This window comes from Deltaproteobacteria bacterium, from assembly GCA_020845895.1.
Classification (GTDB): domain Bacteria; phylum Lernaellota; class Lernaellaia; order JACKCT01; family JACKCT01; genus JADLEX01.
The window spans coordinates 1-24,243 of sequence record JADLEX010000149.1 but is presented as its reverse complement, the minus strand read 5'-3'; the positions used below and the strand labels follow the sequence as shown (position 1 = coordinate 24,243).

Sequence of the window (24,243 nt, the reverse complement as noted above, 5' to 3'; positions counted from 1 at the left end):
CCTCCCAGTAATTCCACATCGGGTTGACCATCTCCGCGTCATCCATGACCGACGTGAGGGTCAAGTCGAGGTCGAGCTTCGGCACGCGCAGCCGCCAATCCTGCGGATAGGTCGAGCCGGTGGTCGGGCTCGTCCACTCGTCGAGAGGCTCGACGATCACATCGCTTTCGAGCAGCGGCCACTGATCGGTATTCGCATCGACGAACGTTCCCGACGCCATGTCCACCACGGACGCATCGTGCTCGTCGCCGCGGAAGACGAAGAACATCAGCTCGGTCCCGTCGTCGAGCTGCACCGAGAACCAGTCCCAGCCGATCAGGACGAACGGAACGAAATTGCCCCACTGGTGGTCCATCCACGCCTCGCCCGAGACGGGAATCGAGCCGTCGCCGCGATCCATCCGGCCTTCGGCCGCGAGCCGCATGCGCGAGTAGTAGAACGAATCCGCCGTGCGCGAGCTCATACGAATGCTGCCGTTCGACCCGTGATACGTGGGACCCTGCGTATCCGCGAGCGACAACTCGAGGGTGTGCGTACCGGTGTTCGCCGAGAGGTGAAACACGCCGTCCGGTCCGCGCACGACCGCCGCGTCGCGACTCCAAAGGTTTAGCTCCTCGGGGTTTTCGTTGGCGTCGTGCAGGTCGAGCCACACGGCCTCGGCGTGCTCGCCGCTCTCGACGTCGAGCACCGCCACGTTGATCATCCACGCCGGGATGCCGAACAGCGCCGCGCCGTAAAAGAACGTGACCTCAAAACCGAAACGCTCGCCGTCCTCGCTGTCGACATGGCCCGTCCAATACCACCACTCGATCATGTCGCGATGCGGCGACTCGTCCTTCGGAAACTCGATAAACGTCTCGACGCATTCCCCCGCGTTGCAATACGTCGGTTCGGGACATGCGGGAAGCGCGGCCCACTCGCCGTTCGCGCATTCCCATGGGTAATCGAGATCGTCGCACATCCGTTCGCCGTCGGAGCACTTCGAATCGTCGTCGTCGTCGCCCGACTCGCCCGCGATTTGCGCGTTGTCGATCACGGTGATTTTGTCGTCTTCGGAACAGCCGATGAGGCTCGCGACACCAATCGCCACAAATAGCAGCCACGGTCGAATCTGCATGTTGATCGCCATCCATCCGCGCGGAAAATCGGCGCGCGGAATTCTTCCCTGACACGCAATCGCCGCGCGCGTCAATGCCCTTCCATAGGGCCCACTCAGCGCTTTCGGCGCTTCGGCGCGAGTGCCGGATCGGGCCGCGTCATGGCGACGGGATCGAGTACGCGCGCGAGATCCGCGTCGGAGAGCAGGCCGAGTTCGCGCACGACCTGTACGACAGTCTTGCCCTGGGCGAGCGCCTGCTTGGTCACCTTGGCGGCGCTCAGGTAGCCGATGTGCGGGTTGAGCGCCGTCGAGAGCCCTAGCGAGCGGTAGGCGTAGTCCTCGCAGCGCTTCGCGTCCGCCGCGATACCGTCCACGCACAACACGCGCATTTGCCGCATTGCCGACGCGAGAATCTCGATCGATTCGAGCAGATTCTCGATCATCACCGGCATCATGACGTTCAGCTCGAGCTGGCCCGCCCCCACCGCCCAGGCCACGGTCGTGTCGTTGCCGATCGCGTGCTGGCACACCATGTTGACCATTTCGAGCATCGACGGATTCACCTTGCCGGGCATGATCGAACTGCCCGCCTGCAGCGACGGCAGAAGGATCTCGGCAAGGCCGGTCGTCGGACCGGAGGACAGCAGGCGCAGGTCGTTCGCGATGCGGCCAAGCTCGATGGCGAAGTCGCGCACCGCGCCCGATACGCGGCCGATGGGTGCTTGCGACTGCATCGCGTGCTGGAGGTTTTTCGCGCGTCGGAACGGCTTGCTCGTTTCCTTCGCGAGCCCCGCCGCCATTTCGCGCGCGTATCCGGGATGCGTGGTGATGCCGGTCCCCGCGGCGGAGCCGCCGATGCCCAGTTCGAGCAGATCGGCGGAGGTGCGTCGCACGTGCCGCAGCGACGACGCGAGCGCCTCGGCATATGCGGCGAATTCCCCGCCGAGCGTGACCGGCACCGCGTCCTGCAGATGCGTGCGCCCACTCTTCACCACGCGGGCGAATTCGCGCCCCTTGGCGGCGAACGTCTTCGCGAGGCGATCGGCCTCGTCGAAAAATCCGTCGAGGGCGTCGAGAACCGCGAGACGCATGGCGGTGGGATAGGTGTCGTTGGTCGATTGCCCCATGTTGACGTGGTCGTTGGGGCTGATGACGTCGTACTCCCCTTTGGCGCGACCGATCAACTCGAGGGCGCGATTCGCCAACACCTCGTTCACGTTCATATTCGTGCTGGTGCCCGCGCCGGCCTGAAAGACATCGACGATGAACTGATCGCGCAATGCGCCGCCGATGACCTCGTCGGCCGCGCGCACGATGGCCCGGGCGTGCTTCGCGGGCAGTCGCCCGGCGTCCGCATTCACGCGTGCGGCGACTTTTTTGATGCGTGCGTATGCGACAACGACTCGCGGATGGATTCGGCGCTCGCTGATCGGAAAGTTTTCGATGGCCCGCGCGACGTTGATGCCCCAGTAGGCATCCGCGGGAATCGGGCGCTCGCCGATCGAATCGCGTTCGATGCGAAACTTCGTCACGGCATCCTCCAAAAAGAGCGCCCGGGCCGCGCGGCTCACCAGGGCAGTTCCATGAGCAGGGTCGACAGATAACGCACGTCGGGCCGGCGCATCTTCGTGACGATCACGAGTTCGCCCGCGAGGGCGCGGAAGATTTCGTCGAAGAGCGGCCACAGATCCTCGGCGTTGCGCGACGCGAGCCAGCGCAAAAACTCCTCGCGGGGGGTCGGCGCCAGCGCGCCGTCGCCCGCCAGATTGAATCGTTCGAACACGCGCGGGAGATCTTCCACGCGCAGGGGTTTGGGTGCGAAAGGCCGCCCCAGCACGTCGTTGGCGTACGCGGTGGAAAAGAGTGTGCGGTAGGTGAGACCCAGCGCGTTGTCGTGATTGAGACCCAGCATCGGGATACGCTCGACCGCTTCGGGAGTGAGTCCGCAGGCGTCGGCCAGCAGCCCGACAAACCGCTCACAGGCATCGAGCCGTAAGGACACGGCTTCGACCTCGCGCCAGGACTCGAAATCCCCCTCGTCGCCCGAGCCCGCGGAGGTGCCCGCCGGGTCCAACCGCCGCGGGTCGCGCCCGAGCAGCGCCTCGACGAACTCGCGGTGCGGCGAGTCGAGCATGAGGAATTTCTCGCTCTTTCCGTCGGCCGCGGCGCGCGCGACGAGCGACTTCGCGCGCACGCCCAACCGATGCACGAGGCTGCGCCCGACCTTGTACACGTCGAGCAGGCGGCGCTTCGCGAGCACGGCGACGGCGCGGGCTTCGTCGTCGTTTGCGAGAAACTCGAGCCCGATATTGAGGTAGCTGTCCGTCGAGGTCACGATCGTGCGCATGGCCTCGACGTCGGCGAAGGAGACCCGATACGCCACGGTCGCCATATTCACGATGCCGGCGATCTCGACGATTGCCTCGTCGCGCCCCGCGAAGTTCTTCACCAGGACGCGATGGAGAAACGAAGTTCGGTGTTCGTAGCATTGCAGATAACGGTCGCGGCTCGCCAGGGCCGATTCGTCCTCGGCGAGGCCGGCGGCTGCCGCCTTCTCGCCCGGAACAAAGCGATCCGGATTCACCGGCGCGAAGATCTCGATGGCGTCAAAGTATTCGGGAAATCCGCGATCGGCCATCCGGCCGGTGCGATCCTGATAAGCCCACTCTTCCAGGTCGACCGACGCCTCCCAGTACACCGCCTCGACGAGCTTGTAGAAAAACTCCTGATCGATCCGAAACACGCGCTGCGTGAACTCGTGGACGAAAGTGACGGTCGCGGGTTTGCCGAGGTACTCGATCAGGTGCCGCCGGTCGGGCGGCATGTACAGGCGGGGGTCGGCCGGCAGGTTGCCGTCGTACATTTCTTCGAATCGCTCAATGCGCATGTGCCGCTTGGCGAAAAGCACGAGCAATGTGAAATCGAGTTCGCGAAGCCGCGCGATGAAGGCGTCGTCGGAAAGGCCCATGAGCACCGTGAACCAGTGCCGGGCGGACTTGTCGCGCAAATCGTCCTTGTCCCAGCACTCGAAATCGAAGACACCCTGGATCTGCTCGCCCGTGCACAGCTCCAACAGATCGAGCGCGTCCTCTTCGCCCGCCTGTTTGATGAGCAGGTAGGTGTCCTCGACCGGCAGATGGCGCACCACGCGGGCCGGCTCGGGGTGGTCGAAGATGAGCGACCACGCCTCTTTCGCGGGCCGCCGGCGAATGATCCGCGCGGCCTTTTTCGGGTGCGACGTCACGACGGCGTCGCGGATTTCGGCTTTCGTCAGTTTGGCCATGTCGATCCGGGCCGACGGTCGGAAATGGAACCGCCGAGAGGGCCGCCTCTATGACACAAACGAATTTTTCGGTAAAGGCGCGAGGTCATGGTTTTCGCGCCGAAGACCGGCGATCGTATCGACCGGAACGGAAAGGACGACGACGTGGCTTGGATCTGGCTTGCGTTCGCGGGATTGCTGGAAACGGGTTGGGCCGTCGGCCTGAAGTACACCGACGGGTTCTCCAAGTTCTGGCCCAGCGTCATCACCGTGCTGATGATGATCGGCAGCTTCGTGCTGCTCGCGCAGGCGCTGAAAAGCATCCCGATCGGGACCGCCTATGCGGTTTGGGTGGGAATCGGCGCGGCGGGCACGGCGATTTTGGGAATCTGGCTCTTCGACGACCCCGCCACGCCCGCGCGGCTCGGGTTCATCGGTTTGCTGGTCGTGGCGATCGCCGGCCTCAAGATCGTCGGATGAACCGGGTAAGCGTCATGTAAACGCGAACGAAAAACGCAGGGTTGGGATCGCCCTGCGTTCATTTCGAGCCTCGGATCGGGATCAGGAGAAGGACTTGCCGCACCCGCACGACATGCGCGCGTTGGGATTCTTGAACATGAATCCCTGACCGCCAAGCCCGCCCTGGTAGTCGAGTTCGATGCCGGTCAGCGAGAAGTAGCTTTCCGAGTCGCAAAGGATCTTGATGCCCTCGCACTCGAAGACCTGATCGTTCTCGCCCACCTTGGTGTCGAAGTGCATGATGTAGGAGAGGCCCGAGCAGCCGCCCTCCTTCACGCCGATGCGAAGAAACGCGCCCTCGTTGAGTCCTTCCTGCGCCATCAGGTTGCGAATCTCGCTCGCCGCCGTCCGGCTCACGCTGATATCGGTTCCGGCCATTGGTCTCCTCCTGCGTCCGGGCCGTTCGCCCGGGATGGTGTTCGTCTTCAAAGCGGCGAAATGTCGCCGAATCGCCCGCTGGACGACGGATATTACACGATCCGGATTTTCGGCGTCTATGATCGAAATCAACGATCGGAGCCGGAAGCCGGCGCGACCCACTCTCCGATTTCAATACCTCGGGCACGCCGCCATGGCGATTCCCTGTTTGCCGCCGGTGAGTTCGGACAGGGGGTCCGTCTGCGAAAACGCCATGAAATACTGGTCGAATTCGGTCCGAATGACGCTGGGAGTCGATTCCGAGTATGCGAGGTACTGCGACACGCCGTCGAGGGTCAGCGCAAATCGTTCCGACAGGACCGGGTTGACCTCGAACTCCGCGCCGTCCTCGATGTCGATCATCTCGTCGTAAGCGCCCGCGACGCCGACCGATGTCTCGGAATTCACCGGGTCCCCCACCGGATTGCCGGTGTAGTAGAGCAACAGCAGATTGCGATCGACCGGTCGGGTGAACAGTGGGCTCGGGCTCGCCACCGCGCCCGCATACGGGTCTTGCGGGTCATAACCCTGCCAGGGCTGCGTTGGGCCGAGAATGTAAAAGACGTCGCCGGGATCGTCCTTCGAATTGCGGCCGTGCGCGTCGCGCTTGGTCCAGGTCACACCGTTTTCACTGTCGGCATACCCGATGAAGCGCCCCGCGAACTGCGAGAACTCGGTCTGACGCGCGAAGCCGCCCGAGTAATACATGCGGAAACGACCCGCGAAACGCACCACCGCCGGCGCACCTACGAACCCGTCTTCCCAGTTCTGATCGCCGGTCACCACCGGTCCGTCGTGCTTGGTCCATGCGATGCCGTCGTCGCTCGTCGCAAAGCCGATGCCCGCGCCCACTCCGCCCGCGTACCACATCTCGAAACCGTCGCCCTTGGCGCGCACGGTCGGCGCGCCGACGCAGCCGGTCTCCCAATGCTGATCGGCCCGAAGCACCGGCTTTCCGTCGTTCACCCATTCGTACGTGAGGGTATCGGTCGAGCGCCCGACGAGAATGTCGGAACCGGTGGGGACTTTTATGCCGTCCACCATGCGCCAGAACCGTCGTTCGAAAAACACCCAGAAATATCCGTGCGCCTTCACGAGCGAGGGCTCGATGTAGTCGAAATCTCCGTTCGAGATGAAAATGAACGGCTGGAGACCGCCCTGGTCCGGGTCCAAGTCGATCTTGGCCCACGGCTTCACGCCCGAATACGGCCAGGACGTGACGCCGCCGATGATGTCGCCCTGCGTTCCGCACGCGATGCCCCACGCCGTCGTCGAAATGACGAGTAGCGCCAGCGCCATCCACCAAACCGCCCGCGTTTTTCGTTTCATCACTGAAACCTCAACACGAATCCGCCGCCGATCACGTTGGCGGTGCCGCGAAACTCGACGTCGCCCACGTCGCTCGTCGCCGATTCCTTGTGCATGACGCGGGGTTCCAGGTAGTGGAACTGGTCGTAGATGTTGATCGAGATCGGCGCCGGGAAGACCTTCGAGAATTCGGCGAAGGTGAAGCCAAGCCCCGCGCTGAAGATGTGGAGATCGGAGTCGTACAGGTTGAGGGGGCCGCTCTGCTCGGGCGCGGGCGTCGGGCGATAGGTGTAGCCGCCACGCAGGTGGAGCTTGAAGACCGTGTCGTACACCGCCGCATACTCGGTTCCCACGGCGACTCCGATGATGTCGTGAAGCTTCGGCTTCGGGATTTTGAGATCCGGCCCCGTCGGGAAGACCTCCCCGAAATCACCTTCCATCACCGCCTTGGAGTTTGCGACGTTCGTCCTCATTTCCGAATACGCGTAGTGCGTCGCGTCGAGGGAGAGCAGCCAGCGCTCGTTCGGTTGCACGGCCACGCCGAGTTCGACCTGGCGCGGGGAGAAGTGGGTAAAGCTCAGGACGTTCAGCACGAGCCGGCCATCGTGGAATACGATAATGCCGTTGTCCATCAGCACTTTGAGCTCGGGGAACGCGATGCGGTTGGGCAGGCCGAGCTGCTGTTCGCGCTTGGATCGGTACGCCAGGCCGATCGTCAACCACTCGGTCGGCGTAAACATCGTTCCGAAATTCGGCACGAGGTCGCCGGCCAGGCGCGACGTGAGGTTGCCCTCGGCCGGTTTGTCTTCATACAACGCGAAATCGACGCCGCCGACGTTGCCCGACACGAAGCTCGCGCCGAGGCCGACGGACCACCAGGAGAAGATTTCGCATCCCGCGCCCAGCAACGTGGCCTGGGTGTGGTTTTCGTTGTTGTAACGCAGCACGTAAGGCGAGGTGCGCGTGGGGAGCATGAAGCGCATGAAATGGTCGTCGGGCGTATAGATCGAACCCGCGATGCGCAGACGGCGGTTCATGACGGTCTTTCCGACGATCGCGCCGAAGCTGACGCCGCGCTCGGAGTCGATATCCGCCTGCTCGTCGTTGAAGGTGATGACCATGTCGCCGCGCTTGTAGCCGAGTTCGATGTGAAACGGGTACGCACGCACGAGCGCCGCGGTGTTGTAGTAGAGCGCCGAGGTGTCGCCGCCGACCGCCGCGTACGCGCCGCCCATCGCGATCGCGCGCGGGCCCATGCCGAAGGTGTCGTAGGGCGTCGCCCACGCCGCCGCCGGCAGGCTCGAAACGATCAGAATGGCGATCAGCGCGCGCTTCACATCCGCCTCAGTTGTAGTCGAAGTACCAGGTCACGTTGGCGCCCATGCCGTAGATCCACCCGCCCACGTCGATGCGCGGATAACCCGGATTGTCCGCCTCGACGCTCGTGTCTTTGTAGAACACGCGCGGCACGAGGTAGTGCATCTGGCCGAAAAGCTGGAGCGTGAACGGACCGGCGAATTCATAATTGCCGATCCGGAACCATTCGAATGCGAGCCCCGCCGATCCCACGTGCCGGTCGGAGTCGAGGTAATTCGTCACGCCCGTCTGCGCGGGCACCGGCGAGGGATCCCAAAAATATCCGGCCTGCGTCATGAGTCCGAGGATCTCGCCGGAATACACTTCCTTTTCGACACCGGTTCGCACCGTGACCGTGTCGTGGAAATTCGGCTCGATCGTCTCGCCGGACAGGAAGCTGATGTCGAGGACGGGAACCGTGAAATCGACATCGACGACAAGGTTGGGATCGGGGAATCCGCTCCACTCGTTGTATGACGCATCCACCTCGGCCACGAGGCCGAGATCCTCATTCTCCCAACTCAGGCCCGCCGTCCACTGGCGCGGCGTATAGATGCTCGTCGCCTCGAAGATCAGGGTGATCGGGGCTGGACCGATGTACGTGTTGATGGGGATGCGATAGTTGGTGAAAAACTCTTCGCGGAAAACGAAACCGAGCGAGAGGCCGTCGAGCGGCGCCCACATCTCGCCGCCCTTCACCAGCGCGCCGAACGTGGGCGCGAAGCTCGTGAAGACCTCCTGCCCCGTGTAGGTCTGCACGTCGCCGTTCGAATCGATGATCGCGTTGATCTCACCGTCGGTGTTGGAAAAGAGCTGTGCGCCGCCGCCCACTCCGAGCCAGTCGAAGACGCGGATGGAAAGCGTCGGAAGTTGCGTGGCCTGACGCCCGGAGTTGCGCAGAAGGACATACTGCGGCACGCGGGGATACGGCACGTCGAGCGCGAGGAAGACGCCGCGCGGGATGAATGCCGCGAGGCCGAGCGCCAGTCGATCCTTCAGAAATCCGCCAAAGGGAAACGGCAGTACCGCGCCGAAAACCGTTCCCTCGGTGCTGTCGAGTTCGGCCTTTTCTCCGTAACGCTGGTCGAGCCAGTTCCCCGTCTTCATGTATCCCAGGCCGATGGCCGGGATTTCCAGAAAGACGCTGCCGCCGGGGTTGTAGTAGGCGACGCCGAAGTCCTTGGCCTGCGCCACCGTGGCGCCGCCGAGCGCGATGCCGCGCGCGTTGTAGCCGTAACTGTAGAGCACGTCGGCGTGCGCGTCGGGCAAGAGCGACGCCCCCAACGCCAAAGCCACAAGATAGATTGGAAAACGGCCCCGACGCGTCACCCAAGCCCCAACGGCGTTACGAATATCGGAACGACCGACCGATCCGCCGCGACACCACGCGATGGGCGCGTCCTGCGCCGATCGCGGTCGTCCGAAACGGATATTTTGAGGAAAAAACAGTGCCTTGGCCGTTTCTCATATCTTCCCCGCGAAATCAAGATAGGTTACAAACGGCGCGGATTTTCGGCCGGAATTTCGCGGGAGTTGCGCGTGCGCGTCATCGTTTGCGACGCATCCGAACGATCGGCGCTCGCCGCCGTGCGTTCGCTGGGACGAGCGGGACACGAGGTCCACGTCGCGGCGACGCGGCATCCCTCGCTCGCCTCCGTATCCCGATACTCGTCGCGATTTTTTTCGGTCTCCGACCCCATGACCGCACCGAGGCTGTTCGCCGAACAGGTGCTCGGCGAGGCACGGCGAATCGATGCGGAGCTGATCGTTCCGCTCACCGACGCTTCGTGCTTCGCGCTCGGTCGCGCCGATCACGGCGGGCTCGTCGTGCAGCCCGACATCGAAACGCTCGAACTCGCCGCGGACAAATACGAGGTCTTTCGTCTCGCGCGCGAGCTCGGCCTCGACGTTCCACGCACGATCGCCATCGAGCGCGCCGACTCGCCGATCCCGGCCGAATTGTCTTACCCCCTGGTCGTGAAACCGCGACGTTCGCGCGTGCTGGACGGGGAAACGCTCGTCGCGCTGGGTGTGACCTACGCGGCGAACGAGCGGGAACTGCGAGCGCGGCTCAAGAACCTTCCCGAAGGTGCATTTCCCGTGCTCTTGCAGACGCGCGTGACGGGCGACGGCGTGGGGTATTTCGCCCTCGCGCGAGACGGCGTCGTGCTGGCGGAGTTTTTCCACCGGCGCCTGCGCGAGCTCCCCCCCTCGGGCGGCGTGAGCGTGCTGCGCGAGGCGATGGTGCCGGATGCCGTCGTCCGGCGACACTCCCTCGCGCTGATCGAGCGCCTCGCGTGGACCGGTCCGATCATGGTGGAATTCAAGCGGGACGCCGAGGGACGACCGAATCTCATGGAGATCAATGGACGATTCTGGGGGTCGCTGCAACTCGCCATCGACGCGGGGGTCGATTTCCCCGCCCTTCTCGCGAAGATGAAACGCGGCGAGGCTTTTTCCATGCCCGGTTTTCGGCCGCGATTGCGGACGCGCCACCTGCTGGGCGACATCGAGTCGGTCGCCGTGGCACTCGCAAAGGGATCGGCCGCCCTGCCCGCCGGGCGGTCGCGATGGGCGTATCTGCGCGAATGGCTCCTGATGGGTGGGCGAGCGGAGATCGAGTCGATGGACGATCCTCGGCCGGCGCTGCACGAATACCGGACGTTCGCCCGCAAATGGGGACGTCTCATCTCGCGTCGACTGTTCCCCCGAACGATTCGCGGCATCATCCATTCCCACACGACGTTTTCCCACGACGGCGCATTGTCGGTCGATCGATTCGCCGACCATCTCGAGGGAAAGGGCCTCGCGTTCGTCGCGATCACCGAGCACGAGAATTCGGTGGACGCCGAAAGCTACCGCCGACTTCAAGCCGAATGCCGCAAGCTCTCCCGACCGGGATTCGTGCTGATCCCCGGCATCGAGTTCGCCACGCCCCGCCGCACGCACATCCTCGGCATGAACGTGAGCGAGTTTTTCGACGAGCACGACCCGGCGAAGATCGTCCGCGGGATTCACGAGCGCGGCGGAATTGCCGTGCTCGCACACCCGGACGAGACGGATTTCGAACGCGACCCCGAATTTCTGTCCGCCCTCGACGGCGCGGAGGCGTGGAACGCCGTTCACGACAGCCCGTTCGTCCCGTCGTACCGAAACATCACGGCGATCGACGAGATCCGGCGGATCAATCCCAACCTGAAGGCATTCGGCGGCGTGGACTTTCATCGCCCGGGGCATTATCGGGCCATGCGGCTCGAACTGCGCTGCGAGGCGAACGCCGACGCGATTCTCGACGCATTCCGGCGCGGCGACTTCCGCGTGCGCGGTCCGATCTACGGGTTCGGCGCGGATGCGCAATTCGGATTTTTGGACCGGCTCTACATCCGGGCGATCCGCCTGTTGCGCGAACGCGCGAAGCCGGTCGTGCGCAAACTCCGCAGGGCTCTGCGCCTGCGGGCAACCGAGCCGACCGTCGGCGACGCCCGTCTCGTCGCGCATGCCATCGAGACCGGCAATCCCGGCGGGGCGGAGCGGGTCATGCTCCATCTCGTCGATCGCCTGCCCGCGAATCGGTTCGTTTCGAGGGCGGTGCTGGCGAAGCCGGGCTGGCTCGACGAGCAGCTTTCGGCGCGGAACGTGCCGCACGAGATCCATCCCGTCGGCCATCTGTGGAACTTCGGCGGGGTCGCGTCGCTCGCGCGCATGCTGCGCAACTGGCAGGCCGGCGCGTTCGTCACCCACGAACTTTATCTGAACGTGCAGGGCGCGATCGCCGCGCGCATGGCGCGCGTGCGCCACGTGGCCGTCGTGCACGGAAATCTCGAGTACGCGTCGCCGTGGTTTCGGCGCGCGGGTTATCACCTCGCGCTCCTGCTCGGCAGTCGCATCATCGCGGTGAGTTTCGCCATCCGCGACGACCTGGCAAAAATCCTGCGGGTGCCGCGGCATCGCATCGGTGTCATCCACAACGGCGTCGTGATTCCGCCGATCGCCGCGGACAAGGATCGGGCCGAAGCCCGCACGCGACTCGGCGTCACCGACGAACCGACCGTCGCGCTCGTCGGAAGCCTCTATCCGGTGAAGGGCCACGCCGTGCTTCTGGCCGCGATGCCGATGATCCTCGCGGAGCATCCTCGGGCCACGGTCTTTCTCATCGGTCGAGGCCGCCCGGAAACGGAACAGGAACTGCGCCGCGCGGCCGAGTCCTACGGCGATCGGGTGCGTTTTCTCGGGTTTCGCGACGACGTGGACCGGCTGTTGCCCGGGATCGACGTGCTCGCGGTACCGTCGCTCTACGAAGGACTCTCGCTTGCCGTGTGCGAGGCGATGGCGGCGGGCGTGCCGGTCGTCGCGTCGCGCGTCGGCGGCAATCCCGAAATCATCACGGACGGCGACGACGGACTGCTGGTGCCGGTCGGCGACCACGCGGCGCTCGCACACGCGATCTGCCGACTGCTGGCCGATCCCGACGGACGTGCCGTGATGGGCGCAAGGGCCCGCGAGACGGCGACGACGTTGTTCTCGATGGAGCGCATGATTGCAGCCTACGCGCAGGAGGTCGGCGGCTGACGGCGCGTCAGCGACCCTTGAAGTTCGCCTTGCGTCGCTCGATGAAACTCAACACGCCCTCCCCGGCGTCTTCCGTCTCCATCACGGGACGCAGGTCCGGCATCAGCCGTGACGCCCCCTCGTCGAAACCGCGCCGGACCGCGAGGTGCGCAAGGCGCTTCGTGGCGCGGACGGCGAGCGGCGCGCGGTCGGCGATGACGCGGGCGATCTCCACGGCGCGTTCGAGCTGTTTGCCGGTCTCGACGACCTCCTGAACGAACCCGATCCGCAAAGCCTCGGCCGCATTAAACTCGTCCCCGGTGAGCAACCAACGCATGGCGTTACCCCAACCGGCCTCCTGCACGAACCGGATTGTCGCACCGCCCGCCGCGAAGAATCCGCGCTGAACTTCGATCTGTGCGAAGCGCGCGTCGTCCGACGCGACGCGCACGTCGGTGGCCAGCATCAATTCGATTCCCGCCGTGAGGCACAGGCCCTGAATCGCCGTCACCACCGGCTTGGTGAGGCACGGTTCGGACAGACGGAAGGGATCGATCCCGCCCTCGGCGTCGAGCAGGCGTCCCTCGGCGAAACGTTCGGCGAAGAGCGTGAGGTCGAGGCCCGCCGTAAAATTCGGGCCGTGCGCGAAGAGCACGCCGCAGCGCAGGTCGTCGTCGGTTTCGAGTTCCATATACGCGCGGCCAAGCGTGTTCAGCATGTCGGGCGTGAACGAGTTTTTCTTGCCCGGCCGGTTGACCCCGATCATGAGCAGGTGCCCGTCACGCTCAACCGTGATGTCCCGATTCGATTCCATGCGATGCTCCGTGGAAAACAAGCGCCGAGCTTACCCCATTTGGTCCCCGCCCGAACATCGTCGGGATCGTCGTTGACCAGCTTCGGACCGCATGTTAGGCGGATCGAACCCGGCGAGGCGTCCATTGAAGATCCTACGAAAACTTTCGTCCCCGCGGCGCCCGATTCGCGTCGCCGTGCTCGTTTGCGCGCTGATCGCGGGATTTGTCGCGGCGGCGATCGCCGATGACGAGCCGGACGCGGAATCGACGGAGAAGAATCTTGACGAATACAAGGTCACGGCGCGGCGCGTGAACGAGTCGCTCGCCGATCCGCCGGCCTTCGTCGAATCGATCGACATGAGCGAATACGAGGGGCGTTTCGTGACGACGCCCGAGGTGCTCGCGCGGGCCGTGGGCGTGAACGTGCGCGACTTCGGCGGGCTCGGCCGGCTCTCGACGGTGTCGATTCGCGGGGCGAGCGCCGAGCAGGTCGTCGTGCTTGTGGACGGCGTGCGCGTCAACCCCGCGTCGGGCGGCGGCGTGGATCTCTCCTCGATCCCTCCCGCGCACATCGAGCGCATCGAGGTCATTCGCGGCGGCGACTCGGCGTTCTTCGGCGACGCGGCGATCGGCGGCGTCGTCAACATCGTCACAAAACGGGCCGGGGGCGAAACGGCGAACTCCGGCTCGCTCTCGTACGGATCGTTCAACACGCTACAGAACTCGGCCGCGCGATCGGAGGGGTTCGAGCGCGCGTCTTATCTGGCGTCGGCGACGTACTTTCACAGTGACGGCAACTTTGGCTTCCGCAACAACAACGGGACCGAGTTCAACGACGAGGACGACTTCGACGACATTCGAAAGAACAATGAGACGGACAATCGCGGCGCGCTGATGAAGGCGAGTTTTACGCCGGGAAACCACCTCGAGATCGGGGCGCAAAACGAGTTCTATTCGTCCGAGCGCGGCGTGCCGGGGCTCGTGACGTTTCCTTCCCCCAACGTGCACGAGGAGGAACTGCGCAATACCGCGACGCTCACGCTCGCGATCGCGGACCTGCCGGTGAACCGTCTGTCGTGGCGCACGCGGCTGTCGTACCCCTATCGCGAAGACACGTACAAGGATCCGCGCGGCGAGCAGACCGGTGTGCCGCAGCGGACCGAACAGGCCACGCACTCGCCCGACGTCGAACAGACAATCCAGTTTGTTTGGGGCACGCACCAGATCTGGACCGCGTCGGGCCAGTTTCGGCGTGACGACCTGCGCGACGACGATTTCGACAATCCCACCCGCGACACGGTGTCCGGCGCGATCCGCGACCAGATTTTGCTCGCGAAGGATGTCGTTACACTGGTGCCCGCGGTGCGTTACGACGATGTCTCGGACGCAGGCGATGCTTGGAACCCGAAGTTCGGCGCGGCGGTCAAACCGCTCGACTGGATGACGATCAAAGGCAACGCGGGGCAGTCGTTTCGCGCGCCGAGTTTCGCGGAGCTGTACTACAACCACGGATTCGTCGAGGGAAATCCCGAACTCCATCCGGAGCGCGCGACCAGCTACGACGCGGGCGCGCAGCTTCACACGTCGTGGCTGTTCTTTGAGGGGGCGGCGTTTCGCAGCGACATCGAGGACCTCATCGAGTACGTGCTGGTGTCGGGGTTTCGCTACAAGCCGTACAATATCGGTCGCGCGCGACTCGATGGCGTGGAACTGTCGATGCGGTTCGAGCCCGTCCATTTCGCCGCGCTCTCGGGGACGTTCACGCTGCTGCGCGCGCGGGATCTGGAACGCGGCGGCGACGACGACACCCAAATTCCCGGTCGCCCGCGCCACACGGGCTTCGCCCGCGCCGAAGGCCACTGGGACGTCTTCACGCCCTTCGTCGAGTTCCACTACGTCGGCGGAAACTTCATCACCGCGGCCAACACCAAGCTGCTTCCCGAGCGCAAAATCTGGAACGTCGGTCTGACGACCCGGGCAAACGACCACGTCACGCTCGGCATGGAAGCGAAGAACGTGGGCAACGACGAAGCGGTGGACGTGCGCGGGTTCCCCCTGCCCGGCCGATCGGTCTTCATGACGGTGGCCGTCGATTTTTAGACGCGACTTGACCGGACCTGTGCCGCGACGTAACCGTTTCGTGGCGTATTCGTTCGTCTCCCGTCACCCGGACGTGGGATGCATCGAACGCGGACGGGAGGCGTCATGCGTGTGCGAACCGTGTTGGCGATTTTCGTGTTCGTCTTCCTGGCGCAGGCCGCATGCGCGACCGGCGACGATGACGACGATTCGGGCGGAGACGACGACGGCGAGCCCGACGACGACTCGACCGACGACGACGCGGCAGACGACGACTCGGGCGGGTACGACTACGGCGTTCCCGTGAAGCAGACCTCGCCGTGGCCGATGTATCGGCGCACCGAGCGACATACCGGACGCAGCCCTATCCTGCCCGAACCGAACGACCGGGAACCGTGGGCATTCCGCATGGAAAAAGGGATGTTTCACGAGCCCGTCATCGACGACGACGGCACGATCTACATGGGTTCCGCGGACACGCGCATCTACGCGATCGGACCCGACGGCGTCGAGAAGTGGCGCTTTCAGGCGGGCGAGATCAACGACTCGACCGCGATCATCGCCGCGGACGGAACGATCTTCGTACCGTCGGGCGACGGATTCGTGTACGCGCTGAATCCGGACGGCACCGAGCGGTGGCGGCTCGCGGCGGATGGGCTCGAAGGCTACATCACGTGGTGGGAGGGCCACATCACGATGGGCCCGACGGGCATCCTCTTCGCGGGCAACGATGACCGCAATCTCTACGCGTTCACGCAACTCGGCGAGGTCTGGTGGACGTACCCGGTGAGCGACCAGATCTGGTCTTGCCCGGCGGTCGGTGCGAACGGCGATCTCTTTTTCGGGTCCAATGACCTCGTGGTGCGTTCATTGACGCAGTTCGGCGAAATGCGCTGGTGGAAACCGACGCTCGGTCCCGTGGCGGGATCGCCCGCGATCAGCGACGACGGCGCGACGGTGTACGTCGGCTCCTTCGATGGTCACGTCCACGCCTACGACACCGCGACCGGCGCTCTGCGATGGTCCTTCGCGGCGCGCGATCACTTTTACGCGTCGCCCGCGCTGGCCGAGGACGGGACGATCGTGATCGGCTCCGCGGACGGAACGATGTACGCGCTCGATCCCGACGGCACGCTGCGGTGGGCGTTCGACACGCTCGAACCGATCCGCTCGTCGGCCTCGATCGACGGCGCGGGCAACATCTACTTCGGTTCGTCGGACGGCAGGCTCTACGCGCTCTCTTCGGATGGCGCGAAGCTGTGGAGCTTCGACACGACCGAAAGCGACCGCAACGATTTGAACGGTTCGCCCGCCATCGCGAAGGACGGCGTCGTCATCGGCGGCGAGGCGGGCGTGCTGCACTACGTTCCGTTCGGCTGGTGCGAGACGTCGAGCGACGAGCGGTGCGACACCACGCCCGGCGAGGGACTTCCGGACAACGGCGCTCTCCTGTTGCATTACACCAACGGCGGCTCCTCGCGCCCGGCAATCGAGGGCGCGGTGAACCCGTCCGAAGTCTTGACGTTCCGGCTGGTCGTGCGCGAGGGCGGCGAGACGATCCGCGCACGCATCGACGCGGACGCGCTCGACGTGTCGCTCGATCCGCCGGTCGAGCATCGCGTGGAGGTCTCGGCGGACGGCAACTTCGTCTCCGTCATTCCCGAGGAGCCGATGGCCTTTGGCGAGGCGTGCACCGCCACGCTGAATGGGAGCTACCTCGTCGGAGGCACGCGCGTCGGCAATCGGGTGATCGGCGGCGAGACCGGCGGCTCGTTCGGCGGCACGTTCGCGTGGAACGTCGCCGAGTCGACTGGAGGCGGTTTTCCCGTCCGCGTGGAGGATGACGCCGTTTCGGTCCTCCTGATGCGACGTATCGCCGTCCCGCAGCCACCAATGATGACGACGTTCAACCAAATCGGATTCGACAGCTACAACTTCATGTTGGCGCCGGTCGCCCGCGACGACGACTCCGGCCGCGTCGTGTTCCTGATGGCCGAGGGCACGCCCGGCCTCGACCCGACGATTCTCCTGCCGACCCGAACACTCATCGCCTTCAACGGCGACTTCGTGGATCGGTACTTCGTACTGCATTCCGACGAATTCGCGGTCGACGTCGCAAGCGTGCACATCGTGCTCGACCTGTTTCGCGTCAGCGGGCGGATCGAGGACGATCTGACCTCGCCGGGACTCTCAGCGTACGCCGAGGTGCTGTGCGACAATGTCGAGTTTTTCGGCTTCGCGCTCGACTTGCTTGGGCTGTGCCATCCCGAAACCGGAAAGATGATCGCGAACGGTTCGGCGATGCTCGAGCCGCACGACGGCGGCCTCGGCACGAGGCCGCCCGGACTCAACGTGGAGTCGATCGTGTGGCATCCCACGGGTGGAAAACACGGGTTCGGCTACGTCGAGGCGACGTTCGCCCCGAACGACTACGTCGCCGACCTGCATCAGGTCGCACTTGTGCTGATCGACCCCGATGAAACACGCGCGGTGGAGCTCGAATACGGGGCGCTCACGCAGGTCATCACGGACGACGACGGACATCTCGCCCGTGTTCGCCTGAATTTTAAAAGTGAACTGGATCTTTCGGAACTGGACGTGTACGTTATCTTCGATCTGTACCCGATATCCCATTCGGGTTTTTGAGAGACGGCAGGGTGTTGCACCCGATGTGACGGCTGGAAGTGCGTGTGATCGAACCGGCGGTCTTCGCCACGGCGATCCCGACCGGATGGGAGCGTGGGATGAAGAGATTCGCAATCGCGGCGGTGTGCATTTTCATTCTGGGAATCGGCGTGCCGGCCTTGGGCGCCGACTTCACGATCACCATCGGGACAATCGACTCCGGCGTGCAGCTCTTCCGTGTCGAAGACGACGTCGAGACGCAGCTTTTGGCCGGATCTCAGTTCACGGTCGCCGAGGGGACGGCCGTCTTACTCCGTTCGACTTATAGTCAGTCGCCGCCCGATACGGGTCCTTTCGAGGACCTCATCGAGGTCCACCGCGATATGGACATCTCGATCCATGCCGATCGATACAACTCCGATCCCGGAACGCCGATCTACCTCGACACCGACATGGCCTATACGCCCGACGACATCTTCATCATCGCGAGCGAATTGCCGCTGACGATCTTTCAGATCGGCTTCGAAAATCCCCCGACGGACGGCCCGGTTCGGATCGTCGGTCTGCACGCCATGACACGCATTTCGGTGCTGCTTTCCCTCGGCGATGCCGAGCACTCCGGATCACCGGAAGGCGTGGCGGAAATATTCTACGGAACCGTGGAAAGCGGCGGAGTGATGTCCATCCGTTCCACCTGCGACGAAGACGTCAGCTCGATCTTCAACAGACTCGCGGGCGATTCGTTCGCGTTCGACGGCGGGTGCGCCGGCGTCCAGGACGTCATGGTGCAGGAGATCGACGCGCGCATGATTTCCCTCGTCGATTCCGACGTGACGTGGTGGAATGCGCGGCTCTCGTATCGGATGTTCAGCGACGGCTACACAGGAGCCGGACTCAACGACGAGTTGCCCGAGGCGATCACGCTCTCGGGAGACCCGATGATCTGGTTCAAGGCCCGAGATCCCGAAACCTGGGACCTGCGACCCGCAACGATCATCGAGAGCGACGCCGCGCCATGGATCGTCGAAAACGCCGGCCACGGCGACTACGTTTTCTGGGAAACGCGACTGAACGGACCGATGTTCTGGCTCAACGAGACGGACGGGCCCGAGTTCTTCCACCTGCTCGGACCGGTCACCGAAGCGGATTTCCTCTGGTGGCGCTACCATAACACCGGCGCCGACGAACTCGTGATCAACTTCTACGCAGCGGACTCGGGAAACGCACTGACGACCCCGCGCTGGGACGGCGACTACGGTACAGGGGGTCAGGACACCTGGCAGCCGCTCCTGACGGCCCCGATTCCGGACGGATTCGGGTACGAGGACGGTTCGACCTACACGCCCATCTCCGTCGTGCGACTGGCGGAAGGATTCCTGTTCGTGGAGTCGGACACCGATTTCGGCGACGCGACGCTCTCCATCGACGACGGCCAGGACCTGCTTTTCGTCTCCGGCACGTCCTCGCTCTGGCTTCGCGGTCCCGAAGCGGGAGGACTCCATTTCGAGACGGGGACCGGGTCGCACTGGGTGTTCGAGGAGGGCCTCTCGTATTTCGGAGAAGTGCCGAACATGAGCATTCAGATGAACCTGGTCGATTTCCAGATGACCGATGGCGGCACCCAATTGAGCGTTCGGGCGAGCACCAACTACAAGGGCGGCGGCGACGACTTCAACACGATGTACGTCGCGTACCGCCGGTCGGACGACTACAGCCGACCCTTCGTCCGGCAGGCCATGATCTATGACGAACTCCAAAATTGGTGGGAAGCGGACGTGGTGCTCGATGAGGTCGGTGAGTATCTGTTCTATTCCGTCGTGGTGCAAAACGACGGTCCGTGGGGGCGCCTGAACGATCACCAGGTCGCGGTGCTCGACACCGACCTGGACACGATCCTCGACGATTACGACAACTGCGTTGAAGCCGAGAACACGGCGCAGGAAGACGTTGACGCCGACGGTGTCGGCGACGTTTGCGACAACTGTCCCGACACCGCGAACACCGAGCAGGAAAACGAGGACGGCGACGCGGCGGGCGACGTGTGCGACGAATGCCCGGCGAATCCCGAGAAAATCGAGCCGCTCATTTGCGGATGCGACGCTTCGGACGCCGACAACGATCACGATGGAACGCCGAACTGCCAGGACGCCTGCCCCAACGACCCGAATAAAACCGAGTCCGGCCAGTGCGGATGCGGGCTTCCCGACACCGACGGCGATGGCGATGGCGAGGCGAACTGCGTCGACGGCTGTCCGGCGGACGGTGATAAAACGGAGCCCGGCATCTGCGGTTGCGGTGAGTCCGACGCCGACACCGATGGGGACGAGACGGTCGACTGTATGGACGGATGTCCGAACGATCCCGACAAGACGGGTGCCGGCGCGTGCGGGTGCGGCGTGTCGGACGCGGATTTGAACGACAACGGAATTCCGGACTGCTTCGATCTCACCGACGACGACAGCGATGACGACGCGGATGACGATGCGGACGACGATGCGGACGACGACAGCGACGACGACAGCGACGACGATGCCGACGACGACCTGGACGACGACGCGGAGGACGACGACACGCACTTCGGCGCGGACAGCGACGAGGATGAGGACGTCCCCGACGTCGACGGACGAGCCGGGGACTCGCTCGATGCCACCGACGACAATGGGGTGTGCGGATGTTGACGACGAAGTCGAAGCGACTGACTGCCGGCTTGGCGTTCACACTCTGGTTCTGCGCGTCGGCGGCCCACGCGGCCAACGTCACCATCACCGTGGGCACGATCGATGAGGACGTGACGCTGTCCATCAACGGAGCCGATGTCCTGCCGGGAGCGGAGGTCGTGGTCACCCAGGGCAGCACGGTGAATTTTCGGTCGATCCTCGAACTCGGTCCTCTTTCAGAGGTCGAATTCATCGACACCGTCGACATTCAGCGGGCTATGGACGTTTCGGTGCACGTGCTGGAGTTGCCGAACGACGAACCCGGCCGCGAGATCGCCCTTGACGACGATATGGGATACTCCCCCGACGACATATTTCTGTTTCGCACCGACTCCGCGAACGGCGATTTCGCGTTCACGATGGATGATCCGCCGACGGACGCACCCGTGCGCATTCTCGGCTTGCACGTGATGGCGCCCAGCGTGACCCTCGCGTCGCTTGGCGACCCGAGCCATTCGGGAAGTCCCGTGGGATTCGCCGAGATATTCTACGGCTCCGTCAGCACGACCGGTTTCATGCGCATCCAGTCGCGGTGTGATGGCGATATCAGTTCGGTGTTCAACAAGTTGGAAGGCGGCTCGTTCGAGTTCGACAGCGATTGCGATGACGCCCAGGACGTGATGGCGCAGGAGGTCACCGCCGATTTCGTGTCGATCAAGAACACGGAACTGACGTGGTGGAGCATGTCCGTGATTGATCGGATCGTCGGCGGATACACCAGCGGGAACTCGATGAACGACGACCTGCCGGAACTCGCCGACATGACGGCGGACCCGATGATCTGGTTCAAGGCGAAGAACCCCTCCAAATGGGGGCTTTTTCCGCAAACGGTTGTCGAAATGGGGAACAACGTACCGTGGTCGTTCACGCGTTTGGGGCACGGCGACACGGTGTTCTGGGAAACGCGCCTGCAGGGGCCCCTGGTTTCACTGAACCTGACGGACTCCCCGGAGTACGTTCACCTTCTCGGACCCGTGACGCAGATGGATTACTTTTGGTGGGGCTTTCACGGGTCCGGCGAGTTCGGGGTCAACTTCTACGCATCCGATCTCGACAACGCCTTTGCGCCCTCCCGCTTCGACGGCGACTTCGGGTCCGGCGGAACGGACTATTGGAAGAATCTGCTAAGCACGAGCGTCCCCAACGGCTACGGATACCAAGGTCCGTCCATCGCCTCGAAAATCCACCTCCTGTGGCTCGGCGAAGGAGGATTTTACGTCGAATCCGACAGCGGCGCCGGCGACGTCGTCCTCGCGCTGGGTGACGAACAGGACCTGTTGATCACATCCGCGACGTCGTCGCTCTGGTTCCGCGGACCGGAACTGTCGCAAATCACATATGAAACCGGGACCGACGCCCATTGGGTCGTCGAGGACGGGCTGACCGAAATCGGCGATGTCCCGCCGGTCGATTTTCATATGCAGATCAGCCAATACGAACGTAGCGATGGAGGCGCGACGCACGACCTGGAGGTGAACGCGGGTTACAAGGACGGCTCGAACACGTTCTGCAACGTGTACCTGGCGTACCGGAGCGCCGACGATTACGGAAAGCCGCTGCAGAAACAGGACTATACCTACCACGCGGCGTCGGGAACCTGGACGGCGAGCAAGACGTTCACCACGGCCGGCGCCTATTTCCTGTTTACCGTCGTCACTCAAAAAGACGGATCTTACGGGCGGCTCACCAACCACAGCGTGTACGTGAAGGACACGGACGCCGACACGATCGTCGATGACTTCGACAACTGCGTCGATGATCCCAATCCCAATCAGGCGGACTCCGACGGCGATGACCGCGGAAACGCGTGCGATAACTGCGTTAACGCCTCGAATTTCGATCAGGTCGACACGGACGGCGACCTCCTCGGCGACGTCTGTGACGGATGTCCGACCGATCCCAACAAAACCGCTCCCCTAATCTGCGGATGCAATCAGGAAGAACGGGACATCGACACGGACGGCACACTGGACTGCGTGGACGGGTGCCCCACGGACCCCGACAAGTCGGTGCCCGGTCAGTGCGGGTGCTTCGTCCCCGACACGGATAACGACGGTGATGGGACCGCGAACTGCCTCGACGGTTGCCCGGATAACATCGAAAAAATCGAGCCCGGCGTCTGCGGGTGCGATCGGCCCGATATCGACAGCGACTCCGACGGCACGCCCAACTGCATCGACGAGTGCCCCGACGATCCCGACAAGACGGACCCCGGAAAGTGCGGGTGTTTCGTCTCCGACGAAGACCTGAACGACAACGGGATTCCCGACTGTTTCGAATCCGGAGACGACGACACCGACGACGACGCCGATGACGATGCGGATGACGATGCGGATGACGATACGGACGACGACTCCGACGACGACAGCGACGACGACGACACTGATGACGACTCCGACGACGACTCCGACGACGATGGATCGACCCCGACCGACGACGACGAAGACGACGATATTCCCGACACGACCGGACGCTCGGGGGATTCGCTGGAAGCATCGGACGACGGCGGCTCTTGCGGGTGCTGACGTTCGACGACAACGTTCTTTGACTCCGACGGAGAACGCATGAGGACAGCCCGACCGCGGTGGATGGTTTTTCTGTTGATGGTGGCGATCGCGACGTCCGCGTGCGGCGGCGACGACGATGACGGCGGGGCGAACGCGGATGACGAGATGGCTGACGACGATGCGACGGACGACGATGCCGCCGATGACGACGCGACCGACGACGATGCGGGCGACGACGACACCTGGCCCCCGCTGCCCGACGACGATGCGGACGACGACACCGAGCCGCCCACCGATTTCGGTGCGCTGATCCCCGGTCCCGACGAGGATGAATTCGACGACGCGCTCGCGCAAAAAGCGCTGCGTTACGCGCATGTCTTCGACGACATGTTCGCCGAGCCCTTCGGCATGTCGCTCGAAACCTACATCTCCGACCCCGACGACCGCGATCTCGTCACCGACTGGATGACGAACTCGGATCTCGGCGAGGACTTCGAGGACTACACCGGCACGCCCCTCTACGACGTGATCGACACCTACGACGAGTTCGGCGACCTGGGCATGTTCGGCGGCATGGCGGCGATGGGCGACATCTACCGCTACGTGCTGGCGCGCGACGGCGACTCGGGCGATTTCGCGAGTCTCGTGGACCTACGACAGAACGTGATCGACTTGATGGAAGCGCTGCACGTCGCCGTCGCGATCACCGGCGAGCCGGGCGTCGTGGTACGCGGTCTGCACCCCAAGGGACTGCCGGGCGGCGACCCGGCTACGCTGCCGCTGTTCGACGGGGGCGGCGATCCGCAGCCGGACCCGAAGACCAACACCTACCGCGAGGACAACTCCGGCGACTATCCCGACTGGCTGTGGATCGACAACACGAGCAAGGACCAGCTCGACGGTTGGATCCTGGCGATGGGCGCGGTGTGGGATGCCGTGGCCGACGATTCGGATGTCGACGACGCACTCAAGACGCGGCTGCAGAACGACGCGCGCGCCATCGCCGGCCTGT

Annotated in this window: 15 protein-coding genes; 7 read left to right on the top strand and 8 right to left on the bottom strand. The window is 64.1% G+C overall.

The window, feature by feature from the left end; genetic code table 11:
* The 3 genes from IT350_20140 to IT350_20130 all read right to left on the bottom strand — a co-directional run.
* Positions 1-1,117: hypothetical protein (locus IT350_20140; protein ID MCC6160374.1), on the bottom strand; the 1,117-nt coding region annotated here is incomplete at its 3' end.
* A gap of 95 nt (positions 1,118-1,212) precedes the next feature.
* Positions 1,213-2,631: an aspartate ammonia-lyase gene (locus tag IT350_20135; GenBank protein ID MCC6160373.1), complete on the bottom strand. Its 1,419-nt coding sequence runs from the start codon at positions 2,629-2,631 to the stop codon at positions 1,213-1,215.
* A gap of 35 nt (positions 2,632-2,666) precedes the next feature.
* On the bottom strand, positions 2,667-4,382 hold the full coding sequence (locus IT350_20130) for a hypothetical protein (GenBank protein MCC6160372.1): 1,716 nt from the start codon (positions 4,380-4,382) through the stop codon (positions 2,667-2,669).
* A 144-nt stretch (positions 4,383-4,526) separates the two neighbouring features.
* Between IT350_20130 and IT350_20125 the strand changes: the two genes are divergently transcribed.
* Complete coding sequence (locus IT350_20125; protein MCC6160371.1) at positions 4,527-4,841, top strand: multidrug efflux SMR transporter; 315 nt, start codon at positions 4,527-4,529, stop codon at positions 4,839-4,841.
* A gap of 81 nt (positions 4,842-4,922) precedes the next feature.
* Here IT350_20125 and IT350_20120 read toward each other — a convergent pair whose 3' ends face one another.
* The 4 genes from IT350_20120 to IT350_20105 all read right to left on the bottom strand — a co-directional run bounded on the left by IT350_20120 (position 4,923) and on the right by IT350_20105 (position 9,230).
* Complete coding sequence (locus IT350_20120) at positions 4,923-5,258, bottom strand: iron-sulfur cluster assembly accessory protein (protein ID MCC6160370.1); 336 nt, start codon at positions 5,256-5,258, stop codon at positions 4,923-4,925.
* 171 nt (positions 5,259-5,429) lie between these two features.
* The gene (locus IT350_20115; GenBank protein ID MCC6160369.1) at positions 5,430-6,626 is read right to left on the bottom strand and encodes a hypothetical protein; all 1,197 of its coding nucleotides are present in this window, start codon (positions 6,624-6,626) and stop codon (positions 5,430-5,432) included.
* The gene (locus IT350_20110; GenBank protein MCC6160368.1) at positions 6,626-7,942 is read right to left on the bottom strand and encodes an outer membrane protein transport protein; all 1,317 of its coding nucleotides are present in this window, start codon (positions 7,940-7,942) and stop codon (positions 6,626-6,628) included. The genes IT350_20115 and IT350_20110 overlap by 1 nt, the downstream gene beginning before the upstream one ends.
* Before the next feature lie 7 nt (positions 7,943-7,949).
* Positions 7,950-9,230 carry a hypothetical protein gene (locus IT350_20105; GenBank protein MCC6160367.1) on the bottom strand — a complete coding sequence of 427 codons (1,281 nt, stop codon included), beginning with the start codon at positions 9,228-9,230 and terminating at the stop codon, positions 7,950-7,952.
* 270 nt (positions 9,231-9,500) lie between these two features.
* On the opposite strand from IT350_20105, the gene IT350_20100 reads away from it, so the two are divergent.
* Positions 9,501-12,530 carry an ATP-grasp domain-containing protein gene (locus IT350_20100; protein ID MCC6160366.1) on the top strand — a complete coding sequence of 1,010 codons (3,030 nt, stop codon included), beginning with the start codon at positions 9,501-9,503 and terminating at the stop codon, positions 12,528-12,530.
* A gap of 7 nt (positions 12,531-12,537) precedes the next feature.
* On the opposite strand, the gene IT350_20095 is transcribed toward IT350_20100, so the two are convergent.
* A complete protein-coding gene (locus tag IT350_20095) occupies positions 12,538-13,323 on the bottom strand; it encodes a crotonase/enoyl-CoA hydratase family protein (GenBank protein ID MCC6160365.1) in 786 nt (261 codons plus the stop codon).
* Positions 13,324-13,498: 175 nt separating this feature from the next.
* On the opposite strand from IT350_20095, the gene IT350_20090 reads away from it, so the two are divergent.
* The 5 genes from IT350_20090 to IT350_20070 form a co-directional block, all read left to right on the top strand.
* Positions 13,499-15,403, top strand: coding sequence for a TonB-dependent receptor (locus tag IT350_20090; GenBank protein ID MCC6160364.1), 1,905 nt, complete (start codon positions 13,499-13,501; stop codon positions 15,401-15,403).
* Positions 15,404-15,508: 105 nt separating this feature from the next.
* Entirely contained in the window at positions 15,509-18,028 is a 2,520-nt protein-coding gene (locus tag IT350_20085; GenBank protein ID MCC6160363.1) for a PQQ-like beta-propeller repeat protein, read from the top strand.
* Positions 18,029-18,126: 98 nt separating this feature from the next.
* Positions 18,127-20,685, top strand: coding sequence for a hypothetical protein (locus IT350_20080; GenBank protein ID MCC6160362.1), 2,559 nt, complete (start codon positions 18,127-18,129; stop codon positions 20,683-20,685).
* Positions 20,679-23,249, top strand: coding sequence for a thrombospondin type 3 repeat-containing protein (locus tag IT350_20075; protein MCC6160361.1), 2,571 nt, complete (start codon positions 20,679-20,681; stop codon positions 23,247-23,249). Before IT350_20080 ends, IT350_20075 begins: the two co-directional genes overlap by 7 nt.
* Positions 23,250-23,288: 39 nt before the next feature.
* Positions 23,289-24,243: hypothetical protein (locus tag IT350_20070; protein ID MCC6160360.1), on the top strand; the 955-nt coding region annotated here is incomplete at its 3' end.